This is a genomic window from Pseudomonas sp. IT-P12 (assembly GCF_949767465.1).
Lineage (GTDB): Bacteria > Pseudomonadota > Gammaproteobacteria > Pseudomonadales > Pseudomonadaceae > Aquipseudomonas.
In genome coordinates this window covers 530,550-551,747 of sequence record NZ_CATKPY010000011.1, presented here as the reverse complement: position 1 = coordinate 551,747, position 21,198 = coordinate 530,550, and the positions used below count along the sequence as shown (strand labels likewise).

The following is a 21,198-nucleotide window of genomic DNA, read 5'->3' as shown; positions in this document are numbered from 1 at the left end:
GCCCGGCAGCTTATCGCGACGCGAGCGTTCGCGGGCATCAAAAAACGACACCCGGAATGAGCGCAACGGCGTTGCGACCCGCCTCAGGCCAACTGGTAAGTGGTCTTCACCCGGGTGAAGAACTGCCGCGCATGGGTCCCTTGCTCCCGCGAACCCAGGCTGGAAGCGCCGTTGCCGCCAAACGGCACGTGATAGTCGACCCCGGCCGTCGGCAGGTTGACCATGACCATGCCCGCCGAACTGTTGCGCTTGAAGTGTTCGGCATGGCGCAGCGAGGTGGTGACGATGCCGGCCGACAAGCCAAACGCGGTGTCTTCGGCGGCGGCAAAGGCCTGCTCGTAATCACGCACCTTGAGCACGCTCAACACCGGGCCGAAGATCTCTTCGCGGTAGATGCGCATGTCGGGCTGTACGTTGCTGAACAAGGCCGGGGTGAACAAGTACGCCCCCGCCGGGTTGTCGATCCGTTCGCCGCCGCAGACCAGGGTCGCGCCTTGCTCGACACCACTGGCGACGTAGGACAGGTTCTGCTCCAACTGTCGGGCATCAACCACCGGCCCGATATCGGTCGAGGCCTGGAGCGCATCGCCAACCTTCAGTGCACGGGTCCGTTCGGCCAGGCGCGCCACGAACGCGTCATGGATGCCCTCGGTGACGATCACCCTGGAACTGGCGGTGCAACGCTGGCCGGTGCTGTAGAACGAACCATTGAGCGCCACCTCGACCGCCTGTTCCAGATTGGCATCATCGAGCACGATCAGGGGATTCTTGCCGCCCATTTCCAGCTGCACCTTTTTCATGCCCTCGGCGGCGAGGCGGGCAATCTGCCGACCGGTCTGCTCGGAGCCGGTGAAGCTGATGCCATCGACCTGTGGCGAGCGAATCAGCGTATCGCCGACGCTGCGGCCGGGACCGATCAGCAGGTTGAACACGCCCGCCGGCAAGCCAGCGCGGGAGATGATCTCCGCCAGTGCCCACGCCGAAGACGGCACCAGTTCGGCCGGTTTGAAGACCACACAGTTGCCGAAACACAACGCCGGGGCGATCTTCCAGGCCGGAATGGCCATCGGGAAGTTCCACGGTGCGATGATGCCTATCACCCCCAGTGGCTGGGTGAACACGTCGATGCCGACGTCCTGGCGCACCGACGCGTATTTCTCGCCTTCGGCGCGCAAGGCTTCCTGGGCGTAGAACTTGAACGAACGCCCGGCACGCTCGACCTCACCCAAGGCTTCGCGCACGACTTTGCCTTCTTCGCGAGCGAGCAGGACGGCCAGCGTTTCGCGACGGGCCAGGATCTCGCTGCCAATGAAGTCCAGTGCATCGGCACGTTGCTGCGGATTGCTCCGCGCCCAGCCCGGCTGAGCACGGCGCGCAGCGGCGATCGCCTGTTCGGTCAGCGCCTGATCGGCACGCACGAAGCGCTCGATCACGTCCTGCGGGTTGGAGGGGTTGCGGTTGTCCAGCAGGTCAGTGCCGTCTGCAGGAAGGAAGGCGCCATCGACGTAGCTGCTCTTGGTGACGGGGGTCATGCGCTGCGAATCCTTTAGGGTGGGGTTTGCCGGCCATGATGCTCAGCGCCGCAACGCGCCTGCTATTACGGGGATGACAATTGATAGGACGCCGGGGCCGGGAAACGCCGGGTTTGTCCGGGAAATACGATATAGCGGTCTTTATATGATAGGCCGGACGCCCGGCGAGGCTTAGAATGACCCCGTGCCGGATTTCCCGGCGGCCCTGGAGAGCGACCTTGAACGCACTGCCCGCAGAGGTAAAACCGGACCTTCGAGTCGGTTTCGTGCTGATGAACCAGTTCACCCTGGTGCCGGTCGCAGGGCTGGTCGACTCCCTGCGTTTTGCCGCCGACAAGTCGTTCCGCAGCCAGCAGGTGTACTGCCAATGGGACTGGATGACCTGCAATGACCAACCCATCAGCGCCAGTTGCGGCATGCCGATTTCCCCCACGCGGCCATTGAACCTGTGGGCCCAGTACGACTACATCGTGATTGCCGGCGGCCTGCTGGGCGAAACGCGCAATCCCCCCGAATGGCTGCTCGACGCGCTGCGCGATGTGCACGCGGCGAACATCCCGATCATCGCCCTGTGTTCGGCGTCCTTCGTGCTGGGCAAGGCCGGGCTGCTCGACGGACGCCGGTGCGCCGTGCATTTCACCATCCGCGAGGAATTCGAGGAACTGTTCCCCAACGCGACGGCGGTGATCGACAAGAGCTACGTCGATGATCGCGGCATCATCACCTGCCCGGGCGGTACGGCCATCGACCTCGCCGCCAGCCTGATCCGCCGCCACTGTGGCGAAGTTAGGGCGCAGAAAGGGCTGGAATACCTGCTGGTGGAAGAGCGGGCGGATGACAAGGAACAGGCGGGCAAGGTCTACCAGAATGATCGGGTGGAGCGCGCCATTGCTTTCATGCGCGACAACCTGGACGTGTCGCTGTCACTCAAGGCGGTGGCTGAAGCGGTCGGCACGCACCCGCGCCAACTGCACCGCGAGTTTGTCGCCAATACCCAGGAACCACCCGCCAACTACTGGCGCAAACTGCGCCTGGACCATGCCCGGCGGCTGTTGGTGAACACCAGCCAGAACATCACCACCATCGCCCTGGCCAGCGGCTTTTCCGACGCGTCGCACTTCATCCTGTGGTTCCGCAAGCAGTTCGGCGAGACCCCGTACAGCTTCCGCAAGCGCCGCCATGAAGTGGAACGCTTCAATGGCGAACGTCTGGCGGAACGGGTGGGGCTGGACCCCGAGCTTTAACGCGGGGCGCGGTTGAGCAGGGCGTCGAACACCACTTCACAGGCGGCCGCCCAGGTTGCGCTGCCCGGTTGGTGGTGAAGCACGTCGAGGCCGGTGGCCGTGAAGGTGCCCGGTGTGGCAATGGCTTCGCCCAGGGCTTTGAGGGTTTGATCGGGCCGGGCGCGGGCACTGGCGACACAATCCTGCAGATTGCCCAGCACCAGGGTCCGCGCCTGCTCGGCGGGCAGGCCCTTGTCCACCAGCCAGTGCTGCAGATCGTGCAGCAGGAAATAGAACCAGCCGTTCATGCACGCGGCCACGGTCGCCAGTTCGAACGCCGCTTCGTCGTCCATCACCACCAGTGAACCGAGCGGGCCAAGCAGCGACTGGGTGGTTGGGTCAGGCGGATAGACGACCACGGTGGTCTGGTTGAATTGCGCGGCGCAGGACAGCATGACCCGCACGCAACGGGCGCCGGGGAAGGTTTCCTGCAACGTACGCAAATGCAGGCCGGCGACCAGTGACAGCAGGCGCTGGTCGTCTTTCAAACGGATTTCGCGCGCCAGCTCCGGCACTTTGTCGGGGCGCACCCCCAGCAGCAGCATGTCGGCGTTGTCGACCACCGCCTGATTGTCCGGCATCACTTCGCAGGCCAGCTCGGCCGCCAGCGCCCGGGCTTTGGCGGCGTTGCGCGGTGACAGCAAGATCGGCCCATCGAAGCCACTACGGCGCAAACCACGGACGATGCCCTCGGTCAGTTCGCCAACGCCCAGAATGCCCAGACTTTGCATGTCGCTACCTCAGGCTTCGAGCCCAGCACGACGCTGGCCCCAGTTCAGATTCAGGTTCACACCGACGCTCAGCAGCGGCTCCGGCGGGTTGCGGTTGGGGCCGGGCGAGGAGAGGAGGAAGTCGCTCAGTTCGTGACGCTCGCCCGTGAGCCAGTTGGCCAGCAAAGTACCGGTGGCAGTGCCCCGGGTGATGCCCAGGCCGTTGCAGCACAACGCGGCGTGGACCCGGGGTGCCAGGCTGCCAAAGTAGGATAGGTGGTTGCGCGACAGGCACATTGCGCCTCCCCAGGTGTAGTCGAACGGCATGTCCGGGAGCATCGGAAACCGTCGTTCGAACGAGGTGCGATGCTGGCGTGCCGCGCGATCCAGGTACTTTTGCTGCGCCTGGCCGCTGGCGTTGAAGCTGAAACTGTTGCGCACCAGCAGGCGCTGATCCGGCGTGCGACGCAAGGTGGTGCCGAACGGGTCGGCGGGGATGATGCCCCAGGTTGACTTGCCACCCAGGCGCGCCTGTTCCGCCTCGGTCAATGGCCGGGTCATGCTGGCGTAGGTGAAGATCGGCAGCAGGCGCCCCGGCAGGAAGCCGAAATGCGAGGCGAAGGCGTTGTTGCACAGCAGCAGTTCGTCGGCAACGATTTCGCCGTTGGCGTGGTGCAGGGTGATCTTGTCACCCTGTTCCAGGCGGGTGATGACGGTGTGCTCGTAGAGGCTGACGTTGGCCGGCAGGCTGTCGGCCAGGCCGCGGGCCAGGGCGGCCGGTTGCAGCAGCAAGGTGCCCGGGGTGTAAAGTGCCTGACGATAGAACGAGGTGCCCAGATGCCCGGGCAGGTCACGGGCGTCGATCATTTCATAGGGTTGATCGAGCTTGTCCAGGCCGCTTCGGTAGGCGGCCAGCACGGCCAGGCCCTTGTCTTCGACCGCCGCCTGGTATTTGCCGTCCGGGCGAATCTGGCAGTCGATGCCATGCTCGGCCACCAGGGCGCGGATCTGCGCCTGGGCGAAGTGGTTCATCTTCAGGTTCATGCGCGCCGTCGCCAGATCGCCGATGTAGTCCGGCGCACCGATGTCGTGGGGCAGGTCGATGGCAAAGCCCGAGTTGCGCCCTGAAGCGCCGAAGCCGACTTCCTGGCCCTCGATCAGCACGACTTCATCGTCGGGGAATTTCAATGCCAGCTGACGCGCGGCGGCCAGGCCGGTAAACCCGGCACCGAGCACTGCCCAGCGCGCCTGAGTGCGGCCGCTGTGAGCAGGGCGCGGTGTGCGCGCCGGGCTCAAGTGGAACCAGGCACAACCGTTGTCGTCTGCTGGGGTGGATGTGTTTCTGTACATGCGGCCGGTTCCCTGTTTTTTCAGCACTATCGCATCGGCGCAGGGCCGGCAATATAACGATCGGGACAACTCATGGAAGGTTTGGACGCCAGCGCAAGATAGCGCGGGACAGCGGCAATTTTCGCGTCTAGGCTGCGCTTGCCTACCCACTCGGTTGCTCTGCTGAACCGACCCCGCATGAGGTTTGAAGCGATGTCCGATTTCCCGTTTGCCGGCCTGAACCTTGCCATCACTACGCCGTTCGACCACCAGGGCAAAATTGATCTCGTGCGTTTTGGTCAATTGATCGAGCGCTATCTGGAGGCCGGTGTCGACGGCTTCGTGCTGAGCTCGGGGACGGGCATGCATGTGTACCTGTCGAAGGAGGAATCAAGTGAACTGATTGCCTACGGCGCGAACATCATTCGCGGTCGGGCGCGGATCATTGCACAGACTTCGGCGCTGCTGGTCGACGACGTGATCGAGCGCACCCAACGCGCTGCGGATGCAGGCGCCGATGGGGTGATGGTCTTGCCGCCGTTTTTCGAGGGGCCGACCGATGATCAGGGCATCCTCGATTTCTATACCGCCGTAGCGGGTGCAGGCCTGCCGGTGATCGGCTACAACGTGCCGCAGGCCGTGGGGGTGGAAATCACGCCGGCGTTGCTGCAACAGCTGTGCGAGATCGAGCATGTCGTGGCGGTCAAGGACAGCAGCGGTGACCTCTGCGCGCAGGCGTCGTTGATTCGTACCGGGTTACCGGTGATCAATGGGGCTGATCCACTGGTGCCGTATGCGTTGTTTGCCGGTTGCGCGGGCCTGATCTGGGGCGGTGCCAACCTGGCACCAAAAACCTGCGTGGCGCTAGTCCGCGCCGCCCGTGAGAAGCGCTGGGACCAAACGCGGGAAATCTGGAAGCAGCTGGAACCGGTGATGTCATTGATCTGGCAGGGCGATTACGTGCAGTCGGTTTACGCCGGCGCCCAATTGACCGGTTACGACGCCGGGCAGCCCCGTCGTCCGCTGGCGCGTTTGTCTGAGGAGAAAACCCGGGCACTGCGAACGGCCCTCGGCTCGCTCGTTGACGCCGAAGCCCTGTAACGCTGATGACAGGGGCCGTCCGAAGGTCAGCGGTGGCTGCAAGCTCGCTCCAACGGTATTTGGGGCGTTCACATCATTCGTGGAACACCTCGATACCTCTAGGAGCGGGCTTGCCCGCGATGGTCGTCAACGATGACGCGGCCGTCAGACGAACCGCCACGCGTCAAAACGTATAGGCAATCCCCATCTGCACGGTCCGTGGTTCGCCGGGATAGGCGTAGGTATTGAACGCACCTTCGTCATAACCCTTGTTGAAGACATTCTTCACGTCCAGGTTCAGACGCACGTGCTCGTTGACCTTATAGAAGCTGAGCAGGTCGACGACGCTGTAGCGGTCCATGGTGTAGGTCTGGGTTTCAGTCTGTCCGTTGCGGTCGTCCACGTACTTGAGCCCGGCACCCAGCCCCAGACCTTTGGCCAGGCCATCCTGGAACTCATAGGTGTTGAGCAGGCTGAAACTGTTGCGGGGGATATTGGCCAGGCGCGTGCCGTTGGGCAGGCGGTTGTCCTCGATCACTTCGGCATCGACATAGGCATAACCACCGATCACGCGCCATTCGGGTGTGATATTGCCCGCGACGTTGATGTCCAGGCCACGGCTGCGCATCTTTCCGGCGGCCAGGCTGTAGTTGGTGTTCACCGGATCGAGGGTCAGCACGTTTTCCTTGACGATGTGGTACACCGCCGCATCGACGCTCAGCTGACGCTCAAGGGCTTCCCACTTCACGCCCAGCTCGTAGGACTTGCCTTTTTCCGGGTCGAAGCCGCCACCGGCAAACGGCGTGCCGCTGTTGGGCTTGAACGAGCGCGCGGTATTGGCGTACACGGCGACAGTGTCCGTGAGGTCGTACAGCAGGCCGAAGCGCGGGGTGGCGGCATTCTGGCCCTTGGTGAAGTCACGCGAGTCGGCGAGCTTGTCGTCGTAGTCATGCTCGAAACGCTCCAGGCGCACACCCGCCAACGCTTTCAGACGCTCGGTCAGCGCCACCTGGTCCTGGATGAAAAATGCCCAGGTCTTGAGGTTTTCCTTGTCCCAGGTGGTGGTACGGGTGAGGGCAGGGCGGGGCTGGCCAAGCACCGGGTTGTAGAGGTCGATCGGATAGGTGCCGGCGGCCGCCGACGAGCGCCGGATGATCGAGTTGTAGTCGTAGTTTTCGTACTCGATCCCGGTCAGCAGGGTATGGGCGAAACCGGCGGTGTCGAAGTGGCCGGTGAGGTTGAGCTGGAAGTCCCGATCGGTCCACTCCAGCTTGCGGTAGTTGAAGTTGCGCTGCAGCGTGCGACCGTCGGCGGGCGCGCTGTTGGCTTCGACCGCGTTGCCCTTGAGCGAGCCGTCCAGGAACTGGAAACCGCCGCCCAGGGTCCAGTCGTCGTTGAGCAGGTGCTCGAAACGCACCTGGGTCATGTTGTTGTCGTTATGCAACAGGTTGTCGCTGCCTTTTTCCCAGATGTAGGTATCGCGCGAGGCGCTGCCGGTCTGGGTGGTGTAGCGGGTCAGGCCACGGTCGAGGGGGTGGTTGTTGCGCATGTAGTCCCCCTCGAAAACGATCTTCGTGGTGTCGTTGACCTGCCAACTGATCACCGGGGCGACGTCATAGCGTTCGCTTTCGACATCGTCACGGAAACTCTCGCCGCCTTCGCCCAGAAGGTTCAGGCGATAAGCCAGGCTGCCGTCCTGATTGAGCGGACCGGTCGCATCGAGGGTGGCGCGGTGCATGCCCTGGTCATCGAACTGGCTGCCCAGGGTCACCTTGGACTCAGGCAGCGGTTGTTTGCTGACGACATTGAAGGTGCCACCGGGATCGCCACGACCATACAGGCTGGTGGCCGGGCCGCGCAGCACTTCCAGGCGCTCGATGGTATTGGCGTCCGGGGCATTCGGGTAGCCACGGTTGATCGGGAAACCGTTGCGATAGAACTCACCCGTGGTGAAGCCGCGAACGGTGAAGGTGGTCAAACCCTGGCCACCAAAGTTATTGGCACGCCCCACGCCACCGGCGTAGTCGAGCGCATCCTGCAGGCGCGTGGCACCGGTGTCTTCGATCACGTCCCGAGGCACCACGCTGACCGATTGCGGGGTTTCATGCAGGGCGGTATCGGTGCGCGTAGCGCTGGCCGAACGAGTAGCCTTGTAGCCCTCGACCGGACCGTCGGCGCGCTCATAATCGAGGGCGTCGGCGTTGATGCTCAGGGTTTCGAGCTCGATCCTGGCGGGATCGTGGGCGGTTTGTTCTGCCCAGGCTAATGTTGGGACAGCATGAAGCAGACACAGGGAAACAAGCGTGCGGCGCATCGGTAGGGTGATCCTTGCGGGGCAGGGGAGAAAAAGCGCGCCGATACTATCTGCGAATAGTTCCTATTAGCAATGTATTTTTGAGCTGATGGTATGCCGGATTGGGGCGTCGTGATTTTTCCTCGTGTTTGATCAGGGCTGGCCGATAACGGAGAACACCCATTGTTCATTTCCAGCCGTTGGTATCCCGTTGAAGACATCCATTCTGATCTGTTGCATAGCCCTGTTGACCGGCTGCGTGGGTCACTACCAGCAACCGGCATCGAGCGCACCTCACGCCACCCTCGAAGGCCAATGGGGCACGAATAATTTGATGTCCGGAGGCAGCCAGGGTTACTGGGCCTACTATGACGCGCGCTGCCAGGACACAGCCGAGACCGGCGTCCTGGGCAGCCTGTCAGTGTCCGACCCGGCGAAGAATCGATTTCTGATCCAGCCTGATCGACGGGTTTACCTGACGGCACTCAGCTCGGGTGTGATCGAGCGTCAGAGCACCGATCAAGCGCTGATTCACAGGAGTTGTTTGAGCCGCAGCAGTTTCATCCCCGAAGCTGGCGCCACGTACCAGATGACCCACTCAGCACCTGAGTCCGGCTGTGCGCTGCAGGTCATCGACAAACAGACAGGCAAAGCACCTTCGACACTGGTGGTCGAGCCCGTGGTCGAAGGGTGTGGGTTGTGACTGAGGGCCGGGGGGCTTTGGCTCGCATGCACCGGGGGCTCGAAAGCGCCTGAGCGTTGCGTTTGGCGAAAAGCACCGTTGCGCAGCCGATGGATTCTCTGGCAGGGAATGAATGCCTACCTTGGTGAGCAGACACTCAACCACGGAAATCATCATGACCCATCACTTGTTCAGCCCCATCAAACTCGGCCCATTCAGCCTCGGTCATCGCGTCGCCATGGCCCCCCTGACTCGCTCACGGGCAGGTCAGCCGGGCAACGTTCCGACCTCGATGAACGTCGAGTACTACCGTCAGCGTGCCAGCGCTGCATTGATCATTACCGAAGCGACGCAGATTTCCCAGCAGGGCCAGGGTTACGCCTGGACCCCCGGCATCCACAGCGACGAGCAGATACAGGGCTGGAAAGCGGTCAGCGAGGCCGTGCACGCAGAGGGCGGACGCATTTTCCTGCAACTGTGGCATGTGGGAAGGGTGTCGCACCCGGTGTTCCAACCCAACGGCGGGTTACCCGTGGCGCCAACGGCGCAGGCAGTGCCTGGCAAGACCTTCATCCTGAACGAGAAAGGAGAGGGCGTCTGGGGGGATGTGCCTGTTCCTCAAGAACTGGACATTCCGGGGATCGAAGCGATCGTCGCCGACTTCCGCAAGGCCGCTCGCAATGCGCTTCTGGCCGGTATGGACGGTGTGGAAATTCACGCCGGCAATGGCTATCTGCTCGACCAGTTCATCAACAGCGCGAGCAATCAGCGCAGTGATCGCTACGGTGGCAGTATCGAAAACCGTGCGCGGCTATTGCTCGAAGTCGTGGAAGCGGTGACCGCAGAAGTGGGTGCCGAACGCGTTGCTGTGCGCCTGACACCCATGGGGCGCTTCATGGGGATGGGCGACGACACCCCGGAACAGACCTTTGGCTACATTGCCTCCCGGCTCAATGACTGGAATCTCGCGTACCTGCACCTGGTCGAACCGATGATGGTCGGCACCGTACTCGACGAGACCAACGACCCACGCTGGGATGCCATCATCCAGCAGCTGCGTGCGGATTTCCGGGGTGTCCTGATGCTGGCCGGTGGCTACACCGGAGAAACCGCCGAACAGGCCATCGCCCAGGGCCGCGCCGACCTCATCGCTTTTGGTCGCCCGTTCATTGCCAACCCCGATTTGCCGGCGCGCCTGCGTGGACGCCACGCACTCAACGTGGCCGACAGCGACAGCTTTTTTGGCGGTGATGCCAAGGGGTACATCGACTATCCGCTGTTGGCTTGACGCAAGGATGTTCGTAGTCCCGACCATGGTCGAGACTTCGCCTTGACTTTTCCTCATCTCGGGAAAGAGGACTACTGCGACAGAGGCCGTCATTATCCGGGTGTGGCGCTGCTGTTGAGCTGACTCACAAAAGGCTGTCCAGGTACGTATCTCCATCATCGATACCGAACTCGATCCACATCGGCAGGTGATCGCTCATGCGGTATGTGCGCCACTCCTTGAAACTTTGTCCAGGCTTCTCAGCGCGATCCTGGGCATAGGACACCTCATCATCCGACTTGTAGACCGTGTCATAGAAATCAAAGACACCGGCCTTCCCGGTCGGTTTCAGACGGGCGAGTTGCTTGTGGTAGGCCACTTGATCGTAATGCTTGTTCTGTTCGACGTTAGAGCCCGGGATGGACTGTAACTGCGGTGGGACGATGAAGCCGGCTTTCTCGATTGCCTTCATCGTCGCGTCCGTTGTACTGAAGATATTGAAATCACCGAGCATGATCAGGTTATCCGGAGCCGGTTCGCCCCCAGGCTCATACTGGGGGGAGGCTGAGAGTTTCCTGGCATTTTTCGCAAGGGTGTTTGCAAAGGCTGTTATCTCTGCAAGTCGCCTGGTATCGACCGGTTTGCTGTCTCCATAGTAGATATGGACCGTGGCCAGGGTAATGTAGGCCCATCCCGCGCGGAATCCGGCGAGGTAGGGGGAGCGTGCCATCTGCACCGGCTCCTCTTTTTCACCCGACGCCTTCGACAGCACAAGCTCAGCCGCCAAGCCGGTAAATCTGACCTTTCGTGTGTCGTACAGATAGGCCATGCGCTCGGAGTTGCCGGCTGTGCCGAGCGTTACGTCGGTGACCAGAAAATCCCACCAGCTGCCCATCAGGCTTTTCAGGTGCTGCAGCGGATACAGGCCCGCTCGAATTTCCTGGACAGCGATCAGATCGAAACGGCTGAGAATCTCAGCGATGTAGTAGTAAGACTCATCATCGCGATAACCATACTTTCCGGAATCAAACTCGCGAATATTCCACGTAGCCAGGAGCAACGTGTCTGTCGCGGTACGCGCGGGAATCTGTTCCTTGAGCGCTGCGCGCAATCCTTTGAGGCCCTTGACGGTACGGCGACGCTTTTGATCGTCGAGCTTTTTCAGATTCGGGTAGTAAGGCATGGAAGTTCTCCGGTTGAGGGGCAATCCAGTGGCGGCCTTTGTTCACCGGTAATCCGATCGGCTACTGCACAGTCAAAGCACCTCATCCGGTGTTGAGAGGATAGGAGAGTAGGGGGGCTTTGCAACAGACGCTTCAGGCATGGATGGGCAGGGCGACGCCAAAAAGAACAAAAAAACCACCACAGACTTTATTGAAGCGCCGACCGGTTCGAGCCAACCAGGGCCTGACCCGGTGCGCAGCGCTGGCCACCAGATACTCGACAACGAACTCCACGACCGCGTAAGTCAGTGCGATGACGGCCGTCTGCGCGAGGATATTTCTGTGGGGATCGAGGAAGGGAGGGATAAACGCCGTGAACAGCAGTATTGCCTTGGGGTTTGAAAGGGCCGACACCAGCCCTTGCCGGAACAGCGACCAGGTTCGCTGGCTTGTCGTACCGACCGTATCCAGGCTGACAGGGGCAGCCCGCCACAACTCGAAGCCCAACCAGATCAGATAGAGCCCTCCGACAACCTTCAAGACCGTGAACCCGGTGGCCGAGGCCTGGATCAGCGCACCCAACCCCAATGCACACAGCGAAAGCACGAGTGCAAAACCGAGTACGCCGCCAGTAATGGTAAACAGTGTTTTCCGACGCCCGTGAAGAGCGCCATGGGTCAGCACCAATAACGCATTGGGACCTGGTACTACCGCGATGCCGCAACAGGTAAACAGATAGAGCAACCAAGTCTCAAAGGGCATGATCCAATCCACTTTTTGTTGATTCAGACCCGCATGCTGCGGATGATCAGCAATCATGAAAAGCGCATAATTCACGTATTAGCCATTCGATTAACGAATAGAGGTAAACGCGATGCCTGCCAGTGATTTGCAGATCGATTGGCTCAAATGCTTCGTGGCCGTCGTGGATGCAGGCTCGTTATCCGGCGCAGCCCATGAGATAAACCGATCACAGTCTGCCGTCAGCATGCAGATGAAAAAGCTGGAAACCGCGCTTGGACGGCAGTTGCTCAGTCGCGGTCCGAGGCACCTTCAACTGACCGATGACGGCCAGACATTGCTGGGCTACGCACGTCGCATGCTCGCACTGCACGCTGAAACCCAGGCGGCTTTTCACGGTGAAGCGTTGACCGGACGAATCCGCCTGGGTGTCGCGGAGGACTACGCGGCAGCGTATCTCACGCCGGTGCTGAAGCGCTTTTCACCGCGCTACGCCGGCGTGGAAATAGAACTGACCTGTGAACAATCGACCAGGCTGATTCCGCGGGTGCGAAGTGGCGATCTTGATCTTGCCCTGGTGTCCAGAGATTCACCTCAATGCGGCACATTTCTGTTCAAGGAACCGATGGTTTGGGTGGGCTCGGCCCAATTCGAATTGTGGAGACGAGACCCGGTGCCCATTGCCGTCTACGAAAGTGAAAGCCTGGCCCGGCATTTTGCGGTGAACTCACTGACCCAACAGGGGCGCGAATTCAAGGTGGTCTACAACAGCTCCAGCCTGGCTGGCCAGGTGGCTGCCGTCGAAGGTGGGCTCGCCATTGCGGCCATCACGCAGTGCACCGTACAAGCATCGCTTCAGGTCTTGGGCAGCGAACACGGTTTGGGGAGCATCAAGCCCATGGAAGTTTCGATTTTACGCAGCCGAGCGTCCCGCCGGTCGAAAGCGGTCAATAGCCTTCATGCGTTCATCATCAACGCGTTGAGAAGCCAGACATAGTCATGCGGTTTTTGGGATCGGTGATGTAACGGGGATGAGGTGGGGGCGGCGAAGGGCTGAATGCGCTGGAAGACTTAAACACCTCGTTTAACATAATATACATTACACGTAACAACGTATTTCAATATCCCCCCGGTTACCCACGGCTTTTCACACAGCAAATTGTCCCCTCAGCCTTGGTAGTCCGCCGAAGCAATCTTGACCCCAAACCTGGAAGTAATCGCGTTTTCTTGAGGTCTCCACTCCATAGGGTTCACATTACTTCTCGCTTCATACCTTTTTCTCGGGATCACTTTGGCAAGTTTGTCAATCGTCCAAAGCCTCTGCGTCCTCGTCCTAGATTTAAATCATCCTGTGAAAGCGCTTGGAGACGTTGAGAAAGTCATTAAGGAATCGGCGCTTGTAAATTTGATTCCATGTACCATGAAACCACGCTCCACTAAACATGCCGAAGAAATCGGACAAGTGGTTACAAAAGTTTGCTGGAAGCGAACTTAGATGCTTGGCATCAAGGAAGTAATCTGAGGTGCATGGCATCAAATCTGAAGCAAGGCGCCTTTGATGTTTAATGCATCAAGCTCCAATATATCCCGCGACACCATTAATATTTAATGCGTAAAACTTCAATATAGTCCTTAATTACCACACATTGAGTTCAGGTGGGTGATCAGGTCATCGAGGCTACATTTTTGGCCATCGCACCAAGCGGATCGACACCATTCGTTAGGCTGGACACCCTCGTACTTTTCGATTTAGCTTGCCGATATCGCCGCCGCTGCGGTCTAGACGTCATTCGCCACGTCCCGCGCCCTAGATTCTGAGAAGACCCCACGCCAACATCGATTACAGCAGCCATTTGGAGATTTCTATCGCTATTAAATGACTGCTTAGAGAATTCATAACCCAGATTTCCGTTAATCTTCGCCGCTGCTTCGCACTATCGTGGGATCCGTAGCACAGCCACCATATAACTCAACTAAATAGTCATTTAGTTGAGTTAGGCGATAATTCTTTATTGAAATAGATCTCAAGGTTTCATCTGAGGCTCAGCCCCCTCTGGCTCTGATCTTATTATCGCGCCCTCTTTGTCCTCCGCATTCAGCAGCGCAATGATTTCGCTCGGACTAAACCCGTACTGAAGCGCTAAGTGATCAAGCTCCCCTAGAAATCTTAAGCAATCCGATACTCCCGGATCCTCCATCAGCTCGCAGGACAAGCGATAACGCAGCCCGATGTCCTGATTCAGCTCGATCAGCCGGCCCAGCTTCTGATGGATCGTTTTGCCTTGGCCCTCACCCATCTTCATGCACCCCTCTCTACCCGGGCCTCACCCTCGATCAGGCTGAAGATGTACCTCAAACGCGATACGGTTAGGTTCGGTGCAAGCTCTAGATCTCCCCTCAACATCAGCAGCTCCACCACATCCTGAGAGGTAAACCCAAATTTTTGCATCAGCCCCTGAAGCTTTCCGTAGAATTCCACATCCTGCGCATAGCCTGGATCCTGCTGGAGCGAATCAATCCGCTGCCTGAGCGTTTCGATCTGCTTTTCTGCGAGGCGGATGCCGACTAAACCGTGTGGTGAGGGGCTCATAAGGACTCCGATGCTTGACCTTCGTGATCCGAATAGGGAGAGTGTACTGCACCACCCTCCCCCCTAGTACCGCCCGTCTGATTCAAAATCCAGATTGTTGCAACCTTGGTAACTCAGACCTGGCGTTAAAACGGGGCTCAATAGATTTTTACAGATCTAGGTACAATGCCAAAAATCCGTAGGCGCCTTGCAATATTTGTGGCTCCAACCAAGGACTGTTTTAAGCATATATTGAAAGAGAAAAAATGCTCAAAAATTGGCCCCCATGCAGTCGGGCCGAAAAATCAGTTCCCTCAGTGCTGACACCCCACCACACCTGAGCCGCATGTTTTGATCGCTTGCAGACCCGTGCGGTTGCGAGAGATCGACTATTTCAATAATTGACCTTTGACATCCCTGGTTGCTATGCCGAGCCGTCGTTGCACCGGCCAAACGCGACAGCGTTGGGTGTCTACCGCCCGTCCTGCACAGATTCAAATGCCCAGTCAGCCAGGCCTTCACAGCCGAGAGCCAGCAGGACGTTAAGGCAGCGGCGCTTCACAGCCTGATTTTGCAGGGGGCAAGTGCGCTGCGCCAAGCGATCATCAACCCGAATGGGAGAATGGGAGTAAATGGGTCGCGGCCCCTGCTACTCAGCCTTGATCCTCTTACTCACCGACGTAAGCCTGCGCTTAACGCCAATTTTTGGATTCAAAGCCAGCGCCTGCTCGTAGACTTGGACTGCTTCGGGGTACTGGCCCAGCTGCTCGTGTGCAAGCCCCTGGACTTTGAGCACTGTTGGCTTCCAGGCAGGGTTTTCATCTGCACCGAGCGAGCGGGCACGCTGTACAGCGGTCAGGACTTCCTGGGTGCGCTCGTCTGTCAGGTAGCCCTCCCCCAAAATCTTTTCTGCAGCGAGGATGATTCGGTCGTAACGGGAGGAGTTGAGGTTGGCATCGCCGAGCTGATCGGCATCCACGAATTGGCCATAAATGTCGTACCGGAAGCTGCCCATGTCCTTGAACAGCGCCACGAGTTCGCCCGTGCTCTCGTCCACTTCGTAGCTATCAGGCCATCCGGCCTTCGGGGTGGCACTGTACATTTCGACCCGATTGACCAGGTCAAACAGGAACACCTTGTTGCCATGATCGGTTGGGCTGTTGGCGGTAGCGCAGAATGCGTATTTCCCATGCCTAGAAATGCCGCTGGTGAGAATATTGGCCGTGAGCTCTCTGGTGAAGACCACAGAGCCACTGGGATCGTAAACGCTGAATGTCCCAGACAGGGTGCTGCCAAAATGCCAATCTTCCAGGCAGAACACGCCGGTGTCACACACGTGGCCATTGTTTGGCCTAGGCATACTCCCATGACAGGCAACGGTACCGCTGCTCGCATCTGCAAGCACGTAGGCCCCTAAACCGGATTCTCTGTGACCTCCCCGACCCGCTGACGGATCGGAGTCTCTCCAGGCGATCGCCCACTTCTTGGACTTAGACAGTTGATAGACGCCTGAGAAACTGAGCGAATCGACTCTGAGGAAATGCTTGTCACGTCGGATCTGAGGGATAGCTTGGAGATCTGGCTGAGCGACCTGGGATTGAGCCTGAGCGGGCTGGTGCTTTGCTGCGGTATTGGATTTGACGGCCTTGGGCCTGTTGAACAGCCAGCTGAAAATGCCCATCTCCTACTCCTTTGGAAATTTGAGCGTGCTGGAATGCGGACGCACATTCCGAATAGTGTACCCGATGCTCAGCAGCTAGCCACACACGACCACTGCGGGAGCTTAGGGCCTAGAGCCATAAGGCTCGCTCACTCTCCAGACGTCTCACTCAGCGCCTGCTGCAATTGCTCAGCAAGCAGAGGCTGAAAAAGCTCAGACTCCGCTATTTGCCACCAAACGTTTGTACCCTCCTCCTCGGTGACAGCCAGCAGATCGTGGGCCAGAAAAACCTCAAATCCCGCCCGGGCGACCTTGTTCTCGGCGCTGAGTTTATAAATCCCCGCTTGAGCGAGCAGCTTCTTGACGATTAGGGGCAGCAACCAGGCGGAAAAAATGAGGTGATTATGGCGGGGCCAGATACTCCCTTTTTCACCATTTGCGGGGCCATGAGCTGCGGCGTTACGAGCGGCACAGAAATCGTGAACCCAAGCGTCGACTGGGCGATTGACGTGTTTGTCCCAGTGCTCGCGCCACCGCGATTCGTCTAGGCTCCCTTTATGCCAAATGGGCGGGTTCGGTAGCTCATCGAAGTGTTCGTTAATAGCCCTGCGGAAGGCGGCTTTGTCATGTGGGACGTTGAGTAACGTGTCTATGGCAATCCTCATCAGGATCAGCTCAGATCGCTCATCCATGGATGTGGCATCGGTGTTTGCTCTGAGGAAGGAAACCACCGCCTCGTCGATGCGTTCCTTAAGCTCCCCATTAGGTAGCTTGAGTAATGCTTCGAGCAGTGGCGTGTCGAGCGAGATCTGCGTGCGATTGTCGACGTGGTAAGGCCGAATGAACTTGAGCCCCCCACTCCCCGCCAACATGTTTTGTGTTCCACCGTCACGCCGGCGCGTGGTCATACAGGAATGACCCGGTGAGGCGACATCGAACCGCTGCGCCACGACTTGGAGAGTGTCGGCGTTGTAGTACCCGAACATTGAACATAGCGAGCGGGCTGCCATGGCGGAGAATGCGAGGTAGGAGCTCTCTAGCAATCGCTGTTGGATCTGAGCGTCTGAAACCTCCAGTCCAGGTGTGTCATCATCCCAGATGATGAGTGCCGCCTGATGTATCGGTTGAGAGGGGTGAGATCCGAATCCCCGGTCGCCGTAATTGCCAAGGACACCGTCGAAAGCTATTTGCGGGATGCCCAAGACCTCACCAGGCAAACGGCCCCTTTCGTACGGGATCAGGCGCATATCTGCGATTCGCAGCTCTTCGGCAGCAGCCACCCAGGGTAGAAAGAACACTACTGCCATAGTTGCGCCTCTTAATTTTTCACACGTTGAATGATCTTAGCCCGCCGATCGGTGCTCAACGGGGCTGGTAACTGTGGAAGCAGTGAGCGCCTCAGGATCAATGTTGCGGGTCGTCCTGCTTGATGAGCGATGCTCGTGCATGAGCCATCCAATTAATGCTGACATGGCAACCTTTTGACTACGCGGTTGTAGGCGCTGAATGTTTTCAAGGCAGCTAAGATAGTCAGCTTCTCATCGCGGTGATTACCCATGGACGATTTCGCCCGTCGTTTTGCTGAGCAGGGTTATGAACCCCATGCAGACGACCGCTCTCACCTTCTGAAGGCATTGAATGAACAGCTTCGCAACCCAGGCGACTCTCCTCGTCTTCTACGCTTCTATGACTCATTGATCGATGCTGCAGATGACGGCGCCGATGAAGGTATCTTGCGGCGTGCGACGGAGCTAGCGGAATTAGTGGCTTCGCGCATCGAGCCGGAGAACGGATGCCTCGTTTTCTACTCATGTTCCAATGCATGGGCCGCGCTGAGGAAGCTGGAGGTGCAGTCATGGGAGGACGATACCCTTGACCACCCTGCTCTGCTCAAACAGCTTTATTTCTTGCGCGCATCTATACAGCACACAGGTTTTAAAGAGCTGTCACCAATCCTTCGCTCCAGAATCCACTGCAACTTAGGCAATGCGCTCAAGGTGTGTGGACGATGGATCGAGGCGCTTGGGGAATGGCGCAAGGCCTTGGAGGATAATCCGATCCTGGGTATGGCCCTGGGCAACCTTGGCCTTGGCTTGGCTCAATATGGCAAGGCGCTATACGACCCTGGTCATACGTATTGGCTCCTTGTGCATGCACGGCGCAAGCTGGGGTTCGCCATCGCGGGTGGAGTGGGCCGTGATGGCGCTACCTATCCTGAAGCGATAGAGTTTTTCAAATGGCATCACGCCAGGCTAACCGAATCCGTCGACGACGATGATGATGCAGAGCTGTTAGAGCACAGCCTCGGTTTCTCGAAGGAGGAGCGGCATTACCGGCGATGGTGCCTTGAGGAAGAGTTATTCCTCAATCCCATGAACGACCTGGGAGCGTTTCCCGCCGCCGCTCAAGACGTACTGAGGTTACCCGATCATGACGCCGACGCTGGAATCACGTACCTAGGCTTTTACAACCAGCTGAAGCAGGAGTACGGGTTCGCCCGTCATTGTCTTTACCTAGGAGAACACGCCAAACCCGGTCATGTAGCAGACAGGGGCATGGCACTTGCCTTCAATTGCGACTACGCGCTCTATGGCATGGGTCTGGAGCAGATCAAGACTGCCTATCGCAGCGCCTATTCGTTGCTGGATAAGGTTGCCTACTTTATCAATGCCTATTGGAAGCTGGGCATACCCGAAAAGGCGGTAGGCTTTCGGACTGTATGGTTCAAATCGGACAAAAATGGTCGTCTACTCCAGCCGCGGGTTGTGCGTGATGAATTCATGTTCACCCGGAATCTTCCGCTTCGCGCGCTCTATTGGGTATCCCAAGACATCTACTCCAAGGAGCTGAAGGATGTAGCTCGACCTGATGCTCAGGCGCTTGATGAATTGAGAAACCACCTTGAGCACAAGTACGCCAAAATCGTGGATTCTTGCCATTGGATTGGCGAGTCCTCAGAACTCTGGACTGATCACGTGGCATTTGTGCTCGACAGGGATGACCTCGCCGCGAAGAGCCTGTTGATGCTGAAGCTGTCCAGGGCTGCGCTGATCTATCTGTGCCTGGCAATGCACTTTGAGGAATCGCAGCATAAGCCTGACGGCCCGGTTGGCCATTTACCAGTTGAAGACTATCCGGACGACCTCAAAACCTGAGACCGGCGCCCATACGATGAAGAACCGTCTTGAGCCGCGCGCGGCCACACCAGAAAACCTAGCGAGCGGCACACCAGCTGAAGGGTTCAGCAAGCCTACGATGAGCTTTACCGCAGCCCAAAGCCCATCCGCGCCAGCTCACCCAGAAGCTCCTCACGCCCATGCAGACTCGAAACATTCCGCAGTCTGCTGACCACTTGCTCCGATCAGCCCGAGGCCTTCATGCCTTCACGCTGATAGAACGCACCCAGGCGCGCATCGTATTCCGAGAGGACGCCCTCCTCGCCGGCGATCGTATAGGTTTCATGATGCAGTACGGCTTGCTGCGGCAGCCGCGGCTTTACCTTTGCAGGACGGTCAGGTGATGGATAGCCGACGCACAGGCCGAAGACGGGATAGACCTGTGGCGGCAGCCCCAACTCTTTGGCGACACCTTCGATGTCATTACGGATGCCGCCGATGTATACGCTGCCAAGCCCCAACGACTCCAGAGCAACCACAGCGTTCTGAGCTGCCAAAGCTGCGTCGATCGTGCCGAGCAGCAAGCTTTCCAGGTACGGCAGCGCCTCCAGCTCTACCCCTGCCTGCTCCGCGATGCGCGAGACCCGAGATAGGTCTGCAAGCCATACTAGGAACAGTGGGGCTTGATGGATATAGGCCTGATTGCCGGCCAGGTCTGACAGTCGCTTCTTACGATCGACATCTTGAACGGCGACGACACTCCAGACCTGGAGATTGGAAGATGTCGATGCGGACTGGGCGGCTGCGACCAGTGTCTCGATCGTGCCTTCGGGCAGAGGTTGATCAGTGAATGCCCGGACGCTCCGGTGATCCAGCAGTTGCTCAATGACCTCATTCCATTGCGTTACCGGCGGAATGTCAGGGGCGCCGTACCGGGCGTTGAGCTTGGACTGGGCATTGGCTGTCATGAGTAGGCTCCAAAGGGCCGAAGGCTACCAAATCGATGTCCGCGCGACACGCTCAACACGCAAGGTTTCATTTACCATTCGGTCAGCCCAGGTCGGACACGGATAGACCGACAACACCCAGATACAGGTACCGTTCTTTTGGAAGCAAAACCACTGACAGCCCGCGAGGCTTACCAGATCCTGCGGGACATCGCTCTCGGGGTTCGTAGCATGCGCCGTCTAGTTCAGCAGTCGTGGACTGAGATCTACTGCGGTCTGATGACAGTGGAGGCCGATGGCTGGGTGCTCACGTTCTATAACGACTGTGACACGCTCGACTATTGCGACAGCTGCTACAGCCCAGAGGGACGTGCCTACATTTTCGACTCGCTGCAGTCGTACAGCACCGACCCTGTAGAGCTGCTGAGCACCTGGGAGCATGCGCAACTGGAAAAGCTGTTGGGCGTCGCGTAGTCCGCCATGGGAGACCGGCTGAGGCTGCGCTAGGAGGTGTTGTAGCAGCGCCGACCTGAGTTTGAACATCGGTGTTTACCATTCGCCGGCACGAGCCGTGCAAGATCGCTTCTTCCTGGCTGTATCTCAGCTCGTGGCATGAGGTGGTGCCTAGCATTGATTGTCGTCGACTGCTTTGCGACCAGATGCTGCGGATTGCGATGAGTCGGTATTGGAGCTCTTTCGCAGATAGGCGATGCTAGCAGACCGGCCAAGGCACCCGTGAACCGAAGCCAATCGTAGACCTGTAAACCTGCTTTCTATACTGTTAACCAGCTTGGTTTACAGTGTGAAAAAGTGGTTTACAGTCAAT

General features: G+C 58.8%; 17 protein-coding genes and 1 pseudogene. 7 read left to right on the top strand and 11 right to left on the bottom strand.

Annotation, left to right across the window (positions count from 1 at the left end; translation table 11 throughout):
• Positions 1-83: 83 nt before the first annotated feature.
• Entirely contained in the window at positions 84-1,532 is a 1,449-nt protein-coding gene (locus tag ACM6IM_RS05700) for an aldehyde dehydrogenase family protein (RefSeq protein ID WP_414864462.1), read from the bottom strand.
• Positions 1,533-1,750: 218 nt separating this feature from the next.
• On the opposite strand from ACM6IM_RS05700, the gene ACM6IM_RS05695 reads away from it, so the two are divergent.
• Positions 1,751-2,776 carry a GlxA family transcriptional regulator gene (locus ACM6IM_RS05695; protein WP_414864461.1) on the top strand — a complete coding sequence of 342 codons (1,026 nt, stop codon included), beginning with the start codon at positions 1,751-1,753 and terminating at the stop codon, positions 2,774-2,776.
• Here ACM6IM_RS05695 and ACM6IM_RS05690 read toward each other — a convergent pair.
• Positions 2,773-3,546, bottom strand: a complete 774-nt coding sequence (locus ACM6IM_RS05690; protein ID WP_414864460.1) for an NAD(P)-binding domain-containing protein — start codon at positions 3,544-3,546, stop codon at positions 2,773-2,775. The two genes, ACM6IM_RS05695 and ACM6IM_RS05690, sit on opposite strands and share 4 nt — an antisense overlap.
• A 9-nt stretch (positions 3,547-3,555) precedes the next feature.
• The gene (locus ACM6IM_RS05685) at positions 3,556-4,875 is read right to left on the bottom strand and encodes an NAD(P)/FAD-dependent oxidoreductase (protein ID WP_192307961.1); all 1,320 of its coding nucleotides are present in this window, start codon (positions 4,873-4,875) and stop codon (positions 3,556-3,558) included.
• A gap of 192 nt (positions 4,876-5,067) precedes the next feature.
• On the opposite strand from ACM6IM_RS05685, the gene ACM6IM_RS05680 reads away from it, so the two are divergent.
• A complete protein-coding gene (locus ACM6IM_RS05680; RefSeq protein WP_192307960.1) occupies positions 5,068-5,955 on the top strand; it encodes a dihydrodipicolinate synthase family protein in 888 nt (295 codons plus the stop codon).
• 163 nt (positions 5,956-6,118) lie between these two features.
• On the opposite strand, the gene ACM6IM_RS05675 is transcribed toward ACM6IM_RS05680, so the two are convergent.
• Positions 6,119-8,248, bottom strand: a complete 2,130-nt coding sequence (locus tag ACM6IM_RS05675; protein WP_414864459.1) for a TonB-dependent siderophore receptor — start codon at positions 8,246-8,248, stop codon at positions 6,119-6,121.
• Between the two features lie 313 nt (positions 8,249-8,561).
• Between ACM6IM_RS05675 and ACM6IM_RS05670 the strand changes: the two genes are divergently transcribed.
• Both ACM6IM_RS05670 and ACM6IM_RS05665 read left to right on the top strand, forming a co-directional pair.
• Positions 8,562-8,930 (top strand): hypothetical protein, encoded by a 369-nt coding sequence (locus tag ACM6IM_RS05670; protein WP_414864458.1) that lies wholly within the window; start codon positions 8,562-8,564, stop codon positions 8,928-8,930.
• A 154-nt stretch (positions 8,931-9,084) separates the two neighbouring features.
• Positions 9,085-10,197, top strand: coding sequence for an alkene reductase (locus ACM6IM_RS05665; protein ID WP_414864457.1), 1,113 nt, complete (start codon positions 9,085-9,087; stop codon positions 10,195-10,197).
• A 124-nt stretch (positions 10,198-10,321) separates the two neighbouring features.
• Here the strand turns inward: ACM6IM_RS05665 and ACM6IM_RS05660 are convergent, their stop codons facing one another.
• Positions 10,322-11,359, bottom strand: a complete 1,038-nt coding sequence (locus ACM6IM_RS05660; RefSeq protein ID WP_414864456.1) for an endonuclease/exonuclease/phosphatase family protein — start codon at positions 11,357-11,359, stop codon at positions 10,322-10,324.
• Between the two features lie 133 nt (positions 11,360-11,492).
• Positions 11,493-12,101 (bottom strand): LysE family translocator, encoded by a 609-nt coding sequence (locus ACM6IM_RS05655; protein WP_414864835.1) that lies wholly within the window; start codon positions 12,099-12,101, stop codon positions 11,493-11,495.
• Positions 12,102-12,213: 112 nt separating this feature from the next.
• Here ACM6IM_RS05655 and ACM6IM_RS05650 point away from each other — a divergent pair, with 112 nt between their 5' ends.
• The gene (locus ACM6IM_RS05650) at positions 12,214-13,077 is read left to right on the top strand and encodes a LysR family transcriptional regulator (RefSeq protein WP_414864455.1); all 864 of its coding nucleotides are present in this window, start codon (positions 12,214-12,216) and stop codon (positions 13,075-13,077) included.
• Between the two features lie 1,027 nt (positions 13,078-14,104).
• On the opposite strand, the gene ACM6IM_RS05645 is transcribed toward ACM6IM_RS05650, so the two are convergent.
• The 4 genes from ACM6IM_RS05645 to ACM6IM_RS05630 form a co-directional block, all read right to left on the bottom strand.
• Positions 14,105-14,383, bottom strand: a complete 279-nt coding sequence (locus tag ACM6IM_RS05645) for a hypothetical protein (protein WP_414864454.1) — start codon at positions 14,381-14,383, stop codon at positions 14,105-14,107.
• Entirely contained in the window at positions 14,380-14,670 is a 291-nt protein-coding gene (locus ACM6IM_RS05640) for a hypothetical protein (RefSeq protein WP_414864453.1), read from the bottom strand. The genes ACM6IM_RS05645 and ACM6IM_RS05640 overlap by 4 nt, the downstream gene beginning before the upstream one ends.
• A gap of 628 nt (positions 14,671-15,298) precedes the next feature.
• On the bottom strand, positions 15,299-16,330 hold the full coding sequence (locus ACM6IM_RS05635; protein ID WP_414864452.1) for a tetratricopeptide repeat protein: 1,032 nt from the start codon (positions 16,328-16,330) through the stop codon (positions 15,299-15,301).
• Between the two features lie 128 nt (positions 16,331-16,458).
• A complete protein-coding gene (locus ACM6IM_RS05630; protein ID WP_304997376.1) occupies positions 16,459-17,616 on the bottom strand; it encodes a hypothetical protein in 1,158 nt (385 codons plus the stop codon).
• Positions 17,617-17,865: 249 nt separating this feature from the next.
• Here ACM6IM_RS05630 and ACM6IM_RS05625 point away from each other — a divergent pair, with 249 nt between their 5' ends.
• Positions 17,866-19,464, top strand: a complete 1,599-nt coding sequence (locus ACM6IM_RS05625; RefSeq protein ID WP_414864451.1) for an LA2681 family HEPN domain-containing protein — start codon at positions 17,866-17,868, stop codon at positions 19,462-19,464.
• 107 nt (positions 19,465-19,571) lie between these two features.
• On the opposite strand, the pseudogene ACM6IM_RS05620 reads toward ACM6IM_RS05625, so the two are convergent.
• Positions 19,572-20,393 (bottom strand): annotated as a pseudogene (locus ACM6IM_RS05620) (NADPH-dependent oxidoreductase).
• Positions 20,394-20,531: 138 nt separating this feature from the next.
• On the opposite strand from ACM6IM_RS05620, the gene ACM6IM_RS05615 reads away from it, so the two are divergent.
• On the top strand, positions 20,532-20,846 hold the full coding sequence (locus ACM6IM_RS05615; protein WP_373940509.1) for a hypothetical protein: 315 nt from the start codon (positions 20,532-20,534) through the stop codon (positions 20,844-20,846).
• The last annotated feature ends 352 nt before the right edge of the window (positions 20,847-21,198 follow it).

Coding starts and splice junctions, on each gene's coding strand:
- ACM6IM_RS05700 (WP_414864462.1), bottom strand. CDS start 1,532: ATGACCCCCGTCACCAAGAGCAGCTACGTCGATGGCGCCTTCCTTCCT.
- ACM6IM_RS05690 (WP_414864460.1), bottom strand. CDS start 3,546: ATGCAAAGTCTGGGCATTCTGGGCGTTGGCGAACTGACCGAGGGCATC.
- ACM6IM_RS05685 (WP_192307961.1), bottom strand. CDS start 4,875: ATGTACAGAAACACATCCACCCCAGCAGACGACAACGGTTGTGCCTGG.
- ACM6IM_RS05680 (WP_192307960.1), top strand. CDS start 5,068: ATGTCCGATTTCCCGTTTGCCGGCCTGAACCTTGCCATCACTACGCCG.
- ACM6IM_RS05675 (WP_414864459.1), bottom strand. CDS start 8,248: ATGCGCCGCACGCTTGTTTCCCTGTGTCTGCTTCATGCTGTCCCAACA.
- ACM6IM_RS05670 (WP_414864458.1), top strand. CDS start 8,562: ATGTCCGGAGGCAGCCAGGGTTACTGGGCCTACTATGACGCGCGCTGC.
- ACM6IM_RS05665 (WP_414864457.1), top strand. CDS start 9,085: ATGACCCATCACTTGTTCAGCCCCATCAAACTCGGCCCATTCAGCCTC.
- ACM6IM_RS05660 (WP_414864456.1), bottom strand. CDS start 11,359: ATGCCTTACTACCCGAATCTGAAAAAGCTCGACGATCAAAAGCGTCGC.
- ACM6IM_RS05655 (WP_414864835.1), bottom strand. CDS start 12,101: ATGCCCTTTGAGACTTGGTTGCTCTATCTGTTTACCTGTTGCGGCATC.
- ACM6IM_RS05650 (WP_414864455.1), top strand. CDS start 12,214: ATGCCTGCCAGTGATTTGCAGATCGATTGGCTCAAATGCTTCGTGGCC.
- ACM6IM_RS05645 (WP_414864454.1), bottom strand. CDS start 14,383: ATGAAGATGGGTGAGGGCCAAGGCAAAACGATCCATCAGAAGCTGGGC.
- ACM6IM_RS05640 (WP_414864453.1), bottom strand. CDS start 14,670: ATGAGCCCCTCACCACACGGTTTAGTCGGCATCCGCCTCGCAGAAAAG.
- ACM6IM_RS05635 (WP_414864452.1), bottom strand. CDS start 16,330: ATGGGCATTTTCAGCTGGCTGTTCAACAGGCCCAAGGCCGTCAAATCC.
- ACM6IM_RS05630 (WP_304997376.1), bottom strand. CDS start 17,616: ATGGCAGTAGTGTTCTTTCTACCCTGGGTGGCTGCTGCCGAAGAGCTG.
- ACM6IM_RS05625 (WP_414864451.1), top strand. CDS start 17,866: ATGGACGATTTCGCCCGTCGTTTTGCTGAGCAGGGTTATGAACCCCAT.